Genomic DNA, 16,349 nt, shown 5'->3' on the forward strand with positions numbered 1-16,349 from the left:
GGAGCGTTTATGCGGTGGGCCGTGGGGGCAATACTGGGAATCAGCCTGAGCGCGATGGCGTCGCAACCGCCGCTACGCTTCGCCGTTGCCGACAGCTGGGCGATGCCGATGGTGCAGATCGAACGCGGCCGCCCGACCCAGGGCATCCTCTACGACATGATGCTCAGCCTGGCGACCCAAGTCGGCGTGCCAGCACAATTTCACGTCCTGCCCCGCGCCCGGGTACAGAACGCCATGGAACACGGCGAAGTCGACGTGCGCTGCTATGCCGCACAATCCTGGCTGCCGAACCTGTCCGGCGATTACATCTGGAGCCTCCCGCTGTTCTTCCAGCGTGACCTGCTGATCAGCCGTCAGGATCAACCACCCAGCGCCGATCCGGCCCACCTGCCCCGCCAGTCGATCGGCACCGTGCTCGGCTACAGTTACCCCACGCTCCAACCGATATTCGACGCCGATCGACTCTGGCGCGAAGACGCGCGCAATCAGGAGCAGGTGCTCGACAAACTGCTGGCCGGCCGCTATCGCTACGCAGTGAGCAATCAATGGACGCTGGACTGGTTCAACCAGCGCCTGCTCCCCGGGCAGCAACTGCAGGCGGTGGCGGTGTTGCAGGAGCAGAAGGTCGGCTGCTATGTGCGCAATGATCCGAACGTGCCGGTGCAGCAGATATTGAGGACGTTGCTGCGGATGAAAATGTCAGGGGAGATTGATGACATCATTCGGTTGTATACCGGCAGCGCGGGCGGCGAACCGTGAGCCAGACCCTCAATGCCCAGCCGTATCACGAAACCGCTGGTACTCGTGATACTCGACCCACTCAACCACATCGTACGGCACGTAAAGCTTCAGTCTGGCGCGGGAGATGGCGATGTACACGGCGCAGATCCGTTGATCGAACGCGTAGGCGTCCTTGAATTTCTCGTTGGTCAACAACCCCGGTGTCAGTAGCACCTTGTCGAACTCCATGCCCCCCGCCTCTTCCGCGAGCATCAGCAGGCAGCCGTTGCCGGCGTTGTCGATCATTCGGTTCAGGCGTGTCAGGTCGGCAATCATGAAACCGTCTTCCAGCTTGGCCTTGACCCGCAGAAACGACTCGCCGAACTGGTTGGCGTCGCACACGGCCTGCCAGTCTGGCAGGTCGCTGAAGTACGGATGCACGCCGTTTTCGCTGAATTCGGAACGGTAGAAGTCAGGTTTGAACAGTTCGATGGCGGTGGCCATGAAATGCTTGAGGTCTTCCTGGGTTCGCTTGTCCGGAAATCTGAATTTGCAGTTGGAGTCGTGCAGGTGGATGGCCCAGATCATCGTGTCCCACAGCGATGCCGTCAGGACCACGCAGCCCTCGGGCGGCACGAAACCTTCCGGATATTCCTTGATGATGACATCAGCATCACTGGCGCCCTCGAATGGTATCTTGCCCTTCTGCGAATGCCGGGCGATCAGCGGATTGACCAGCCGCTCGACGTTGCGGCCCGAGCGCACGGAATAGCTGATATCGCTTTGGCGAACCTCGCGGTGCCGCTTGACCGGTACGCCGCTGGCCTGCTGGTACTCGTCACCGAGGGTAATCAGCACCTGACGACCGCGCTCGATGATCTGCAACAGCGAGCCGGGAATGTCCTGGCTCTCATCGATCAACACGTGCGTGTAGCGCGCCGGCACCACGCAACCGGCGATGCAGGCGCGCTTGATCATCAGTAGCGCTTCGAACCCGGTCTGGCTGCCCCACGCCGGGTTGAGTTCGAGATAGCCCCACACCCGGCTCGAATACTCCAGCAACACCTGAGCGTCGACGCTGGAGAGCGGCTGGTTGAAATGCGGCAGATGCTTCGCCGAAAAGGTGTGATCGCGGAAGCGGCAATAGCGCTCGATCACTTTGAGGCAGAGTTCAAGGGTCGCCTGTCCATCGTGGTGGTGGAAACCGTAGATATTCAGTTCCTGCGCCAGCGCCTGTCGACTCAGAATCCGAGTCGCCCCTTCAGCCTGAGGCCTGCGCCCGAGCATCAGTGACTGTGCAAACGCCAGGAAGGTCTTGCCGGCCTTCTTCTCGCTCGGTCCTGTCATGCGCTGGCGAAGGACCTCCAGCTTGGCCGGGGTGCGCGCCAACAATAAGGTCTTTTCCGGGCGCAGATGCTCCAGCAACGCCACCAGCAGATGGCTTTTGCCGATCCCCGCGTAGCCTTGAACGTGCAGGTCTTCGTCCAGGTTGGCGCGGAAGGTTCTGACCAGTTTGTCCTGCGCCGGGCTCAACCAACGCTCGCGTTGCCGGGGCGTCACGATCGGCTGGCTGAACGGGTCATGGCTGCGATGGCGCCGGACTTTGTATTCAAAATCCCACTGGCCATCGGGCAACAAGTAGTCGCGGGCCGATATTTCTTCGGCCAACAGAAAACGCAGGTTCAGAGGGTTCAGGACCTTCAGACCGAAATACAGTTTGCGCGGGTCGAACAATCGCTGCGCTTCGGACAGCAGGCTCGCAGTCGCTGACTGTCGGTTTTCGGCAGCCCAAGACAAGAGTTTGGCCAGAATTTTCTCAGCCGCCACGGCGCCGAGATCCTGCTCTTTCGTCTGCACCAGATTCTGGATAACCAACACTGCCGCCAACTCGGGATCAGTGAGGGCTTCGAGGGCTTTGGCGCCACTCGCCTGCAACAGGTTCGCGCAGGTTTCATCCGTGACGGGCAAGAACACAGGGATGGATAAATCGGAATGTTCCGGGAGCATAAAACCTCGCGGCCAGGGCGCAGACCTTGCAAGGTCGATCCTGGCCAGACTCTTCATTTATTTCGATGGCTGCGAGTATGCGCGATTGAAGAGGCGTCGACACCTTCGCGAGCAAGGGTTTGAAGACGAAGCGCCAAATCGCGGGCATAAAAAAACCGCAGTGGGCGAAACCCATGCAGTTCGGTCTGATTCGTTCGAGGGTCGTTAAGGTGGTAACCCTACCAGCCACACCCCGGCACACAATGTTCCCGCTGTGGCTGCTGCCTTCCGGCTCTGACCAGGTTCACGGGTAATCGTTGCGGGGGGACCGATAGGGTCACCATAACGACGCTCACCTGTCGGCGAGCCGCGCCATTGTACCTATCTGAGACGAAGTTACAACCGCTGGTTGCAGATTAAAAATATGAAGGGCTTCAAGCACTTGCTATTGCGCTTGCAGCACCTCGTCCGCGCGGCCGCCCTCTTGCTGGATCACCAGATGAATGAAGTGCAGCTTGGCGATCGCCGCCGGCGGCAGGACGAACGGATAGAAATCCGGCTGGCCCATGCTGCGCGACAGTTCGTTGAGCATGCCAGCCAGTTCGATCCACGCATTGACGAACGACAGGAACGCCGCGCCGCCGGGGTGCTCGGGGTCGTACAGCGTGCTCGGCGGAAACGGCTGGTAATCCAGATCCATTTCACGGGCGCTCATACCGAAACCCAGCGCCGTGTCCACCGCGTCCATCATGTGCAGGTAATGCGCCCAGGTTTCCGCCCAGTCTTCCCAGGGGTGCATGGTGGCGTAGGCGCTGACGTAGTGCTGCGACCAGTCCGCCGGCGCGCCCTGTTGATAATGCTGTTCCAGCGCCTCGGCATAACTGGCGCGCTCGTCGCCGAACAGATTGCGGAATGAACCGAGCCACGGACCGTTATCGATCAGGCGATCCCAGTAATAATGCCCGACCTCATGACGAAAGTGCCCGAGCAGCGTGCGATAAGGCTCGTGCATCTGCGCCCGGACCCGCTCGCGGTGGGCGTCGTCGGCTTCTGCGATATCGAGGGTGATCAGGCCGTTGGCGTGACCGGTCATCGGCGCGTTGCCTTGCAGATCAACGCCGATGAAATCGAAGGCCAGGCCGGTGGCTTCGTCGACGGTTTTCGGGACGACCGGCAGGCCGAGGCTGATCAGTTGCGCCACCAGCCGCCGCTTGGCGATTTCCACCTTGCGCCAGCGTTCGGGGTTTTCCGGGACGGACAGATCGGGGATGGTGCGGTTCAGAGCGCACGCCGCGCACAGGCTGGCGTGATCGTTGGCGGGCAGCAGCCAGTTGCAGGCCGCAGGAGTATCGAGGTTGGCACAGCGCCGGAACAACCCGGCTTCGGGATCGACATCCAGCGTCCAGGTGCCCTCCTGCGGGCCCGGTTGCAGCGAGGTCAGCCGACTGTATTCCGGTTGATAGCCCAGCGCCGCGTTGCAGGCCAGGCACTGACTGTTGCGAAAGAACAGCGACTGGCCGCAGCGGCACGGCCAGATTTTGCTGTTGCGCGAGGATTCGCCCATGAACGGCGCGACGATGCGGGAACTGAGCTGCTCGAAAAAGCGGTACATGGCGATCTCTCCCTTGGGCTTGCCAAGACTAGATCATTCCTGCACGCAGATCGTTCCCACGCTCCGCGTGGTAACGCATACCGTGACGCTCTGCGTCACAGCGGACGCGGAGCGTCCGGGGCGGCATTCCCACGCGGAGCGTGGGAACGATCATCAGGCGCTGATACCGTGTCCTTTCAGGAACGCGATAAACGCCTCTTCATCCATCACTTTCACGCCCAGCTCGTTGGCCTTGGTCAGTTTCGACCCCGCACCCGGTCCGGCGACCACGCAATGGGTCTTGGCCGACACCGAACCGGCGACCTTGGCGCCGAGGCTTTCCAGGTGTTCCTTGGCCACGTCGCGGCTCATCAGCTCGACCTTGCCGGTCAGTACCCAGGTCTCCCCGGCCAATGGCAGGCCTTCGACGACTTTCTTTTCGCTCTGCCAGTGCATGCCGAAATCGCGCAATTGCTTCTCGGCGTCTTCAGCCAGTTGACGATGCTCGGGCAAGGCAAAGAACTCGCGAACCGAGTTGGCCTGTTTCTCCGGCAATGCCTGGCGCATGTCCAGCCAGTCCGCGTTCATCACCCCTTCCAGCGATTCGAACTTGTCCGCCAGCTTCTGCGCCCCGCCCGGGCCCACCGAGGGAATGTGCAGCTTGTCGAGGAAGCCGCCCAGCGTGGTGCTCGCGGCAAACTCGGCGCCCAGCTCGCCCTGATCCTGAATCTGCAAACCATGACCCAGCAGCTCGGTGATCACCTGCCGGTTGTGCGCATCTTCGAAGAAGCTGTGAATCTCGTGCGCCACTTCCAGGCCGATGTCCGGCAGATACGTCAGTACTTGCGGCAAGGCTTGCTGGACGCGCTCCAGCGACCCCAGCGAGCGGGCCAGCACCTTGGCCGTCTCTTCGCCGACATCCGGAATGCCCAGCGCATAGATGAAGCGCGCCAGACCAGGCTTCTTGCTGTCTTCGATAGCGGTCAGCAACTTGTTGCTCGACACTTCGGCAAAGCCTTCCAGATCGACAATGTCCTCGAACTTCAGCGCATAAAGATCAGCCGGCGAACTGACCAGCCCCTCATCGACCAATTGCTCGACACTCTTGTCGCCGAGGCCTTCGATGTCCATCGCCCGACGGGAGACAAAGTGAATGATCGCCTGTTTGAGCTGCGCACCGCAGGCCAGTCGGCCGACGCAGCGATACACCGCACCTTCGCTGATGGTTTCCTTGCCCTTGCTGCGTTTGACCAGTTGCGTGCGCTCGACGTGGGATCCGCAGACCGGGCAGCTTTCGGGAATCTGCACAGGGCGCGCGTCTTCCGGACGACGCTCCATGACCACTTGCACCACTTGCGGGATCACGTCACCGGCGCGGCGAATGATCACCGTGTCACCGATCATCAGACCCAATCGTGCGACTTCATCCATGTTGTGCAGCGTGGCATTGGCCACCGTGACGCCAGCGACCTTGACCGGTTTCAAGCGCGCCACCGGGGTGACGGCGCCGGTGCGGCCGACCTGGAATTCCACGTCGAGCAGCTCGGTGAGCTCTTCCATGGCCGGGAATTTGTGGGCGATGGCCCAGCGCGGTTCGCGGGCGCGGAAGCCCAGTTCGCGCTGATCGGCAATGCTGTTGACCTTGAACACCACACCGTCGATTTCATAGGCCAGCGAATTACGGCGCTCACCGATATCGCGGTAATAATCCAGGCATTCGCCGATGCCCTTGGCCAGTTTCAATTCGTGGCTGATCGGCATGCCCCAGGCTTGCAGTTGCTTGAGGTTGCCGATGTGAGTGTCGGAAATATCGTGGGACACCTGGCCGATGCCGTAGCAGCAGAATTCCAGCGGCCGGTTGGCGGTGATCTTCGAATCTAGCTGACGCAGGCTGCCGGCGGCGGCGTTGCGCGGGTTGGCGAAAGTCTTGCCGCCGACTTCCAGTTGCGAGGCGTTGAGGCGTTCGAAACCGGCCTTGGACATGAACACTTCGCCACGCACTTCCAGCGTCGCCGGCCAGCCCGTGCCGTGCAGCTTCAGCGGAATGTTGCGCACGGTGCGCACGTTGACGCTGATGTCTTCGCCGGTGGTGCCGTCGCCGCGCGTGGCACCGCGCACCAGCACGCCGTCCTGATACAGCAGGCTGACCGCCAGACCATCGAGTTTCGGCTCGCAGCTGTATTCTACCGCCGCGCCACCACCAAACAGATCGCCGGCCGGCAGATCCAGACCTTCGGTCACCCGGCGGTCGAACTCGCGCATGTCGGTTTCTTCGAAGGCGTTGCCGAGGCTGAGCATCGGCACTTCGTGACGCACCTGGGTGAACGCGGTCAGCGCCACGCTGCCGACGCGCTGGGTCGGCGAGTCGCTGGTGATCAGTTCCGGGTTGGCCGCTTCCAGCGCCTTGAGCTCGTGGAACAACCGGTCGTACTCGGCATCCGGAATGCTCGGTTCATCGAGGACGTGGTAACGGTAGTTGTGCTGATCGAGTTCAGCGCGCAGCTCTAGAATGCGGTCTTTGGCGGCAGTCATGGGTGTTCTCTCATAAAGCAAAAGAGCAGCCGAGGCTGCTCAATCTATTTTGCCGATTGCCCCTTTATTGCGAGGCAACCTTTTTCAATCAACGCTTCTGGGTCAGGGCGCGACGTTCGAATTCAACGATGCGCTGACGGTAGTGCTCGATGGTCTGCGCGGTCAGGACGCTGCGCTGGTCATCTTTCAATTCACCGTTCAGTTCCTGGGACAGCTTGCGGGCTGCCGCGACCATCACGTCGAAGGCCTGCTTCGGGTGACGCGGGCCTGGCAGGCCGAGGAAGAAGCTCACCGCCGGGGTGCTGAAATGGTCGATGTCGTCCAGATCGAAGATGCCCGGCTTGACCGCGTTGGCCATGGAGAACAGCACTTCACCGTTGCCAGCCATGCTTTCGTGACGGTGGAAGATATCCATCTCGCCGAAACGCAGACCGCTTTCCAGAATGTTCTGCAGCAGTGCCGGGCCCTTGAAGCCGGCCGGATCGCGGCAGATCACGCTGATCACCAGCACTTCTTCGGCTTGCGGCTGATCTTTATCGGCAACTGCAGGCGACGACTTGGCGGCAGGCTCGACGAAATCATCGTCGCGGCTGCTGAAGCTCGGGCCGCCGTCCAGATCCAGATCGAGGTTAAGGTCGCCCTGGGCCGGACCGTTGCTGCCACGCTTGCCGCGCTTGGAACCGGATTCGCGAGGCTCGCGTGCTTCGCGGGCCGGCATGCTCACCGATGGCAGATCGTGTTCGTCCAGTTGCGGCTCTTTATGGGTATCCAGCACGCGGGCCGGGCCCAACAGCTCGGCGCTGGTGTCCTCGTCCGGCAGGTTGGACAGACTTCGGTCAAGACGGAATTTCAGTTTTCCCTTGCCACCGCGCATACGGCGCCAGCCATCGAAAAGAATACCGGCTATCACAATGATGCCGATGACGATCAGCCACTCGCGCAGACCGATTTCCATGTAATCCCGTGCCTCTATAAAAAATGCTGAAAAATAAGGGGTTTACACTGTGCAAACCGCTTTAAAACGTGGCGCCAACTCTATGTTCTGACAGGCGTTTTGCCCACGTATACGAAAAATTGACATTAAACTAGCACGACCAAAGACAACTTTACACCGTCTGTCTCATTGGCTTGCGCGATTATGTCGATTGGCCAGCAAGTCGAAGCCGGTAAATATGTCCTACAGACTACAAATACCTTTTCCGACAGCGCCGGCTCAGGCATCCACCATCGCCATCGCCTCCTCGACATCCACGGCTACCAGTCGCGAACAACCCGGCTCGTGCATCGTCACGCCCATCAACTGGTCAGCCATTTCCATGGCGATCTTGTTGTGGGTGATATAGATGAACTGCACGGTCTGCGACATCTCTTTGACCAATCGTGCGTAGCGTCCAACGTTAGCGTCATCCAGTGGTGCGTCAACCTCATCGAGCATGCAGAACGGCGCCGGATTCAATTTGAAGATCGCAAAAACCAGTGCCAGCGCGGTCAGGGCCTTCTCGCCACCGGAGAGCAAATGGATGGTGCTGTTCTTCTTCCCGGGCGGTTGCGCCATGATCGTCACCCCTGTATCGAGTAGATCTTCGCCCGTCAGTTCCAAATACGCCCGCCCGCCACCGAAAACTTTCGGGAAAAGTGCCTGTAAACCGCCATTGATCTGATCAAAGGTATCTTTGAAACGGTTACGGGTTTCCTTGTCGATCTTGCGGATGACGTTTTCCAGGGTCTCCAGTGCTTCGACCAGATCGGCGTCCTGGGCATCCAGATAACGTTTACGCTCGGATTGTTGCTGGTATTCGTCGATCGCCGCGAGGTTGATCGCGCCCAGGCGCTGAATGCGCGCGGCAATGCGTTCAAGCTCTTCCTCGGCAGCCTTCTCGCTGGCCTCGGCAGTCAAGGTGTTGAGCACGCCGTGCAGATCGTAGCCGTCTTCCAGCAATTGATCCTGCAGGGCCTTGCGGCGCACGGTCAGGGCCTGCCATTCCATGCGTTGCTGTTCGAGCTGGCCACGGATCAATTGCGATTGCTGTTCGGCCTGAGTCCGGCGTTTTTCCGCGTCGCGCAGTTCGCGATCGGCATCTTCGAGGGCGATCTGCGCGGTCTTGAGTTCGTCGTCGACGCTCATGCGCTTGTCGAGCAATTCTTCAAGCTTGAGGCGCAGTTCTTCCAGCGGCGCTTCGCCCTCCTCCAGATTCAGGCTGAGCTGTTCACGTTTTTCGGTGAGGCGCTCGGCCTGCATTTCCAGACGTTCAAGGGCCTGACGGGTCGAATCATGCTGCGCCCGCAGCGAGCCAAGACGCACGGCCAATTGATGGGCGTGATCCTTGTGCTGGCGGGCTTCCTGACGCACTCGATCCAACCGTTCGCGCAGGCTGTCGCGCTGGGCCAGCAGCAATTCGCGCTGCTCGGTGTCGAGGGCCATGGCGTCGAGAGCATCCTGCAACTGGATCCGCGCTTCGCCGATGTTTTCGTGTTCCAGCTCGCGCTGTTCAGCGAGTTCGACCAGCTCTTCGTCGAGGCGGGTACGACGCAGGTTCAACTGCTCGGCCTTGGCTTTGCCAGCGGACAGCTGAGCTTTCAATTCGCCTTGCTGACGGGCTTCATCCTGCAACAGTCGACGCAAATGTTCGCGACCGTTTTCCTGCTGACGCTGTTGCGCGCGCAGGGTTTGCAAACGGGTTTCCATGGCCTCGACCGTGGCTTCGCGCTCTTCGCGTTCCGCATGCAGCGATTCGATTTCCTGGCCGCGCGCGAGCATGCCGCTTTCGGCTTCGCTGGCGCGGCGCACCCGCAGAAAGTGCCGGCCAACCCAGTAACCGTCACGACTGATCAGGCTCTGCCCGGCAGCCAGTTGGCCACGCAGGGCCAGCGCCTGTTCAAGGCTGTCGACCGGTTTGACCTGGGCGAGCCAAGGCGACAAGTCCACCTGCGCCTCGACCTTGTCCAGCAGGCTGCCGGCCACGCGTACACCGTCATTACCGGGGCTGAGCAAACGCAGATCGCCCTGGGCAAAACCGGACAGATCGAAGCCGTCGAAATCATCCACCAGCACCGCTTGCAGGTCGGCGCCGAGTACGGTTTCCACCGCCAGCTCCCAACCGGCCTCGACCTTCAGGCCTTCGGCCAGACGCGGGCGTTCGGCGAGGTTGTGTTCTTTCAGCCATTCGGCAGTGCCGGTGCCCGGATCGAGCGCAGCCTGCTGCAAGGCTTCGAGGGATGCGAGTCGGCCATTGAGGCGCTGCAAATCGCCCTGCGCCTGTTGCTGCGCGGTCAGCGCCTGCTGCAATTCCTGGCGCAGTTGCTCAAGTTTTTCGACCTGGGCTGCTTCGCTGGTCTGCAAATCTTCAAGGGTGGCTTCGGACTCGGCGAGCTGCTCGCTGAGCTCCATGATCGCCGCATCCTCGGGATCGGCCGACAGCAGCGCCCGCTCTTCACTCAGGCGCTTTTGCCGATCGGCCAGACGCTCCATGCTGGTTTCCAGCTGCTGGATGCGCGACTGCTGCACTTCGGCCTGACGACGCGGTTCGGCGGCGGTCAGGTTGAAGGCGTCCCACTGCTCCTGCCAGCCGTGCATGACGGTTTCGGAATCTTCAAGCGCCGCGGCGGCTTCTTCAGCGGCGGCGTTGGTGATTTCCTGCTCAGGGGTCAGTTGATCGAGTTCTTCGCCGAGGGTCAGCAGCAAGGTGCGGTCGTGCCCCAGGTGCGATTCGGTTTCCAGGCGTGCGCGCTCGGCTTCTTTCAGATCGTCCTGCAATTGGCGCAAGCGCTGCTGACCGTGCTGGATGCTCTGCTCGACCCGGGCGATGTCGCCGCCGACCGAATAGAAGCGCCCCTGCACCAGATTGAAGCGCTCGGACAGGTCATGGTGACCGTCGCGCAGGCGTTCAATGGCGGCGTCGGCGTTGCGTTGCTCGGCGACCAGCGCTTCGAAGCTGATTTCCTGGTTGCCGATGATCGATTCACGCTGGCTGACCTGATCGTTCAGATCCTGCCAGCGCAAGGCCGACAGTTGCGCCTTGAGCTGGCGTTCTTCGGCCTTGTATTCCTGATACTTCTTGGCGGCCTCGGCCTGCCGGTGCAGGCGTTCGAGCTGGCGCTCAAGCTCTTCACGCAGGTCGGTGAGGCGGGCAAGGTTTTCGTGAGTGCGGCGAATGCGGTTTTCGGTTTCGCGCCGGCGCTCCTTGTACTTGGAGATGCCGGCGGCTTCTTCGATGAAATTACGCAGGTCTTCGGGTTTGGACTCGATCAGCTTGGAGATCATCCCCTGCTCGATGATCGAGTAGCTGCGCGGACCGAGGCCGGTGCCGAGGAAGATGTCGGTGATGTCGCGACGACGGCATTTGGCGCCGTTGAGGTAATAAGTCGTCTGGCTGTCGCGGGTCACTTTGCGGCGGATCGAAATTTCCGCATAAGCGGCCCACTCGCCCAGCAGCGTGCCGTCGGAGTTGTCGAACACCAGTTCGATGCTCGCCTGGCTCACCGGTTTGCGGCTGGTCGAGCCGTTGAAGATGACGTCGGTCATCGACTCGCCGCGCAGGTTCTTGGCCGAGCTTTCGCCCATTACCCAGCGCACGGCGTCGATGATGTTCGACTTGCCGCAACCGTTCGGCCCGACGACCGCCGCCATGTTGCTGGGGAAGTTCACCGTGGTCGGATCGACGAAGGATTTGAACCCCGCCAGCTTGATGCACTTGAGCCGCAAGGTCAGGCAACCGTCAGGGCGGACACCACCAGATCGCAGCTGCGCTGGGCGTATGCCGTCAGCACGATGCGGATCTGCGGCAGGTCACGGGCGAGGACGGCGGCGAGCAGGCGTTCGAAGAGTTCGAGGAATTCGCTCATCTCGGCCTTGCGCTGTTCCAGCGCGAGGAAATACGCACGGCTCATGGCCGGTTGCAGGTTCTCGACGGTTTCCTGCAGGTACGGGTTGTTGGCGAACGGATACGCGGCGCGCATCACGTTGAAACTGTCGTCGACGAAGGTGCGGATGTCCTGACGCTCGTAGCTGGCGGTCAGGCGTTGCTGGATCTGCACGAACGGCGCCATGTCGGCCTGCGTCTGCCAGCCATTGGCCACGGCGTTGCCGAGCAGGATGTACAACTCGCTCATCAACGTGCACAGGCTCTGCACCTTGTGCGCCGTCAGTTCGGTGACGTGGGCGCCGCGGCGCGGCAGGATCGCGATCAGGTGACGGCGCTCGAGGATCAGCAAAGCTTCGCGGACAGAGCCGCGGCTGACGTTCAGCGCCAGCGTGACCTTTTGTTCCTGGATGCGCTCTCCCGGCTTCATTTCGCCGCGAATGATCCGTTCGGCGAGGTGGTGAGCGATTTGCTCGGCGAGGCTGTCCGGCGCCTTGAACGTCATGGTTGTCCTTCAAACTCTTCGATCTGCACAAGCGGCGCAGTGTAGCGCAATGCGCGGTCATGGCGGAGTGCCCGCACAGCGGTTTTTGGCACGAATCCCGCAAAAAAGCGCTTGATCCAATGAGGGTCAATACTGAAGAGACACGAGGTTGAGCGACAAAACGGTTTTTCCTGACCTTTAAGTCAGAAAACCATTGACCGAAAAGTCAGACCTGCTAAATTCGGCTCAAGTCGCTCAACAACAATAATGAGTCTGCGAGGCCTTCCGTGATCCAGTTTTTACTTAACCAGGAACTCCGTAGCGAGCACGCCCTGGACCCGAACCTGACTGTGCTCAACTACCTGCGCGAACACGTGGGTAAATCCGGCACCAAAGAAGGCTGCGCCAGCGGAGACTGCGGCGCCTGTACGGTGGTGGTCGGCGAGTTGCAGACGGATGACGATGGCCGCGAGCACATTCGCTATCGCAGCCTCAACTCGTGCCTGACGTTCGTTTCGTCGCTGCACGGCAAGCAATTGATCAGCGTCGAAGACCTCAAGCACAAGGGCGAACTGCACAGCGTGCAGAAAGCCATGGTCGAGTGCCACGGTTCGCAGTGCGGTTTCTGCACCCCTGGTTTCGTGATGTCGCTGTTCGCCCTGCAAAAGAACAGCGATGCACCGGATCAGGCCAAGGCCCACGAAGCGCTGGCCGGCAACCTCTGCCGCTGTACCGGCTACCGGCCGATCCTCGCCGCCGCCGAACAATCCTGCTGCGCCAAGCAACCGGACCAGTTCGACGCCCGGGAAGCGGAAACCATCGCCCGCCTCAAAGCCATTGCCCCGACGTCGATCGGCGAACTCAACAGCGGCGACAAACGCTGCCTGGTGCCGCTGACCGTGGCCGACCTGGCCGATCTCTACGACGCTTATCCACAGGCCCGCCTGCTGGCCGGCGGCACCGATCTGGCGCTGGAAGTCACGCAGTTCCACCGCACCCTGCCGGTGATGATCTACGTCGGCAACGTCGCCGAGATGAAGCGCATCGAGCACTTCGAGGATCGTATTGAAATCGGCGCTGCCACCGCCCTCTCCGACTGCTATGAAGCGCTGAACGCCGAGTACCCGGACTTCGGCGAACTGCTGCACCGCTTCGCCTCCCTACAGATCCGCAACCAGGGCACTTTGGGCGGCAACATCGGCAACGCCTCGCCGATCGGTGACTCGCCACCGCTGCTGATTGCCCTCGGCGCGCAGATCGTGCTGTGCAAGGGCGAGACCCGCCGCACGCTGGCGCTCGAGGATTACTTCATCGATTACCGGGTCACTGCGCGTCAGGAAAGCGAGTTCATCGAAAAGATCATCGTGCCTCGCGCCACGGCCGAGCAGCGCTTCCGCGCCTACAAAGTCTCCAAGCGTCTGGACGACGACATCTCTGCCGTCTGCGCCGCGTTCAACCTGCGCATCGAAAACGGTGTGATCACCGACGCCCGCGTCGCCTTCGGCGGCATGGCCGCGATCCCGAAACGCGCCGCTCATTGCGAAGCCGTGCTGCTCGGTCAGCCGTTCAACAACGCTGTAATCGAACGTGCCTGCACCGCGCTGGGCGAGGATTTCACCCCGCTCTCGGACTTCCGCGCCAGCAAGGAATACCGGCTGCTCAGCGCGCAGAACCTGCTGCGCAAATACTTCATCGAACTGCAAACACCGCACATCGAGACTCGGGTGACCGCTTATGTCTAACCATCACGGCGTAGAGAAAACGCAAGCTGAACTGGCTGAACTGTTCGCCAAGGACCTGACCACCGGTGTCGGCCGCAGCGTCAAGCACGACAGCGCCGCCAAGCATGTGTCCGGTGAAGCGCAGTACATCGATGACCGCCTGGAATTCCCCAACCAGTTGCACGTTTACGCGCGGTTGTCGGATCGCGCCCACGCAAAAATCATCAGCATCGACACCAAGCCCTGCTACGCCTTCGAAGGCGTGCGCATCGCCATCACCCACGAAGACGTACCGGGCCTGAAAGACACAGGCCCGCTGCTGCCGGGCGATCCGCTGCTGGCCATCGATGACGTGCAGTTCGTCGGTCAACCGGTGCTGGCCGTGGCCGCGAAAGACCTGGAAACCGCACGCAAGGCCGCCATGGCCGCGATCATCGAATACGAAGATCTGGAACCGGTGCTGGACGTGGTCGAAGCCCTGCGCAAACGCCATTTCGTGCTCGACAGCCACACCCATCAACGCGGCGATTCAGCCAATGCGTTGGCCACGGCTGAACATCGCATTCAAGGCACGCTGCACATCGGCGGCCAGGAACACTTCTATCTGGAGACGCAGATTTCCTCGGTGATGCCGACCGAAGACGGCGGCATGATCGTCTACTGCTCGACCCAGAACCCCACCGAAGTGCAGAAACTGGTGGCCGAAGTTCTCGACGTGTCGATGAACAAGATCGTGGTCGACATGCGCCGCATGGGCGGTGGTTTCGGCGGCAAGGAAACCCAGGCCGCGAGCCCGGCGTGCCTGTGCGCGGTGATCGCGCACCTCACCGGCCAGCCGACCAAGATGCGCCTGCCGCGTGTCGAAGACATGCTGATGACCGGCAAGCGTCACCCGTTCTACGTCGAGTACGACGTCGGTTTCGACAGCACCGGGCGCCTGCACGGCATCGCGATGGATCTGGCCGGTAACTGCGGCTGCTCGCCTGACCTGTCGGCCTCGATCGTCGACCGCGCGATGTTCCACTCGGACAACTCGTATTACCTGGGCGATGCGACCATCAATGGTCACCGCTGCAAGACCAACACCGCGTCGAACACCGCGTACCGTGGTTTCGGCGGCCCGCAAGGGATGGTCGCGATCGAAGAAGTGATGGACGCTATCGCCCGTCACCTGAACCTCGATCCGCTGGCCGTGCGCAAGGCCAACTACTACGGCAAGACCGAGCGCAACGTCACCCACTACTACCAGACCGTCGAGCACAACATGCTCGAGGAGATGACCGCTGAACTGGAAGAAAGCAGCCAGTACGCCGAGCGTCGCGAAGCGATCCGTCGCTACAATGCCAACAGCCCGATCCTGAAAAAAGGCCTGGCGCTGACGCCGGTGAAATTCGGCATTTCCTTCACTGCCAGCTTCCTCAATCAGGCCGGTGCACTGGTGCACGTCTACACCGACGGCAGCATCCACCTGAACCACGGCGGCACGGAAATGGGCCAGGGCCTGAACACCAAAGTCGCGCAGGTCGTGGCCGAAGTGTTCCAGGTGGAAATGGACCGCGTGCAGATCACTGCGACCAACACCGACAAAGTGCCGAACACCTCGCCGACCGCAGCCTCCAGCGGCGCCGACCTCAACGGCAAAGCGGCGCAGAACGCTGCCGAGACAATCAAGCAGCGGCTGGTCGAATTCGCCGCGCGGCACTACAAGGTCAGCGAAGAAGATGTGGAATTCCACAACGGCCACGTACGGGTGCGTGACCACATCCTGACCTTCGAAGCGCTGATCCAGCTGGCGTATTTCAATCAGGTGTCGCTGTCGAGCACCGGGTTCTACAAGACCCCGAAAATCTACTACGACCGCAGCCAGGCCCGTGGCCGGCCGTTCTACTACTTCGCCTTCGGCGCGGCGTGCTGCGAAGTGATCGTCGACACCCTGACCGGCGAGTACAAGATGCTGCGTACCGACATCCTCCACGACGTCGGCGCCTCGCTGAACCCGGCCATCGATATCGGCCAGGTCGAGGGTGGTTTCGTTCAGGGCATGGGCTGGCTGACCATGGAAGAACTGGTCTGGAACAACAAGGGCAAGCTGATGACCAACGGTCCGGCCAGCTACAAGATCCCGGCCGTGGCGGACATGCCGCTGGACCTGCGGGTGAAGCTGGTGGAAAACCGCAAGAACCCGGAGGACACGGTGTTCCACTCCAAGGCTGTGGGTGAGCCGCCGTTCATGCTCGGCATCGCCGCGTGGTGTGCGATCAAGGATGCGGTGGCCAGCCTTGGCGACTACAAGCATCAGCCGAAGATCGACGCGCCGGCGACCCCGGAGCGGGTGTTGTGGGGTTGCGAGCAGATGCGCCAGCTCAAAGCGGTGAAAGCCGTCGAAGCTGAAACCGAGGTTGTTTGATGATCGTTCCCACGCTCTGCGTGGGAATGCAGCCCGCGACGCTCTGCGT

At 61.3% G+C, this 16,349-nt stretch carries 9 protein-coding genes and 1 other RNA gene; 3 read left to right on the forward strand and 7 right to left on the reverse strand.

Annotated elements, in window-relative coordinates; all coding sequences use genetic code 11:
* Positions 1-9 precede the first annotated feature (9 nt).
* A complete protein-coding gene (locus AWU82_RS28825; RefSeq protein WP_064378766.1) occupies positions 10-759 on the forward strand; it encodes a substrate-binding periplasmic protein in 750 nt (249 codons plus the stop codon).
* 9 nt (positions 760-768) lie between these two features.
* On the opposite strand, the gene AWU82_RS28830 is transcribed toward AWU82_RS28825, so the two are convergent.
* From AWU82_RS28830 to AWU82_RS28860, 7 genes are all read right to left on the reverse strand, one after another.
* Positions 769-2,727, reverse strand: coding sequence for a hypothetical protein (locus AWU82_RS28830; RefSeq protein ID WP_064378765.1), 1,959 nt, complete (start codon positions 2,725-2,727; stop codon positions 769-771).
* Between the two features lie 216 nt (positions 2,728-2,943).
* Positions 2,944-3,040, reverse strand: an RNA gene (ffs, locus tag AWU82_RS28835) — signal recognition particle sRNA small type.
* A 111-nt stretch (positions 3,041-3,151) separates the two neighbouring features.
* A complete protein-coding gene (locus AWU82_RS28840) occupies positions 3,152-4,318 on the reverse strand; it encodes a zinc-binding metallopeptidase family protein (protein ID WP_064378764.1) in 1,167 nt (388 codons plus the stop codon).
* A 153-nt stretch (positions 4,319-4,471) separates the two neighbouring features.
* The gene (gene ligA / locus AWU82_RS28845; protein ID WP_064378763.1) at positions 4,472-6,829 is read right to left on the reverse strand and encodes an NAD-dependent DNA ligase LigA; all 2,358 of its coding nucleotides are present in this window, start codon (positions 6,827-6,829) and stop codon (positions 4,472-4,474) included.
* 88 nt (positions 6,830-6,917) lie between these two features.
* The gene (gene zipA, locus AWU82_RS28850) at positions 6,918-7,784 is read right to left on the reverse strand and encodes a cell division protein ZipA (RefSeq protein ID WP_064378762.1); all 867 of its coding nucleotides are present in this window, start codon (positions 7,782-7,784) and stop codon (positions 6,918-6,920) included.
* A gap of 258 nt (positions 7,785-8,042) precedes the next feature.
* Entirely contained in the window at positions 8,043-11,531 is a 3,489-nt protein-coding gene (gene smc, locus AWU82_RS28855; RefSeq protein WP_064378761.1) for a chromosome segregation protein SMC, read from the reverse strand.
* 2 nt (positions 11,532-11,533) lie between these two features.
* Positions 11,534-12,193, reverse strand: a complete 660-nt coding sequence (locus AWU82_RS28860; protein WP_011333269.1) for a GntR family transcriptional regulator — start codon at positions 12,191-12,193, stop codon at positions 11,534-11,536.
* 266 nt (positions 12,194-12,459) lie between these two features.
* Here AWU82_RS28860 and xdhA point away from each other — a divergent pair, with 266 nt between their 5' ends.
* Together xdhA and xdhB are read left to right on the forward strand one after the other, a co-directional pair.
* Positions 12,460-13,914, forward strand: coding sequence for a xanthine dehydrogenase small subunit (gene xdhA, locus AWU82_RS28865; RefSeq protein ID WP_064378760.1), 1,455 nt, complete (start codon positions 12,460-12,462; stop codon positions 13,912-13,914).
* A complete protein-coding gene (gene xdhB / locus AWU82_RS28870; RefSeq protein ID WP_064378759.1) occupies positions 13,907-16,300 on the forward strand; it encodes a xanthine dehydrogenase molybdopterin binding subunit in 2,394 nt (797 codons plus the stop codon). Before xdhA ends, xdhB begins: the two co-directional genes overlap by 8 nt.
* Positions 16,301-16,349 lie beyond the last annotated feature (49 nt).

Source organism: Pseudomonas glycinae (assembly GCF_001594225.2).
In the GTDB taxonomy this organism is placed as follows: Bacteria; Pseudomonadota; Gammaproteobacteria; order Pseudomonadales; family Pseudomonadaceae; genus Aquipseudomonas; species Aquipseudomonas glycinae.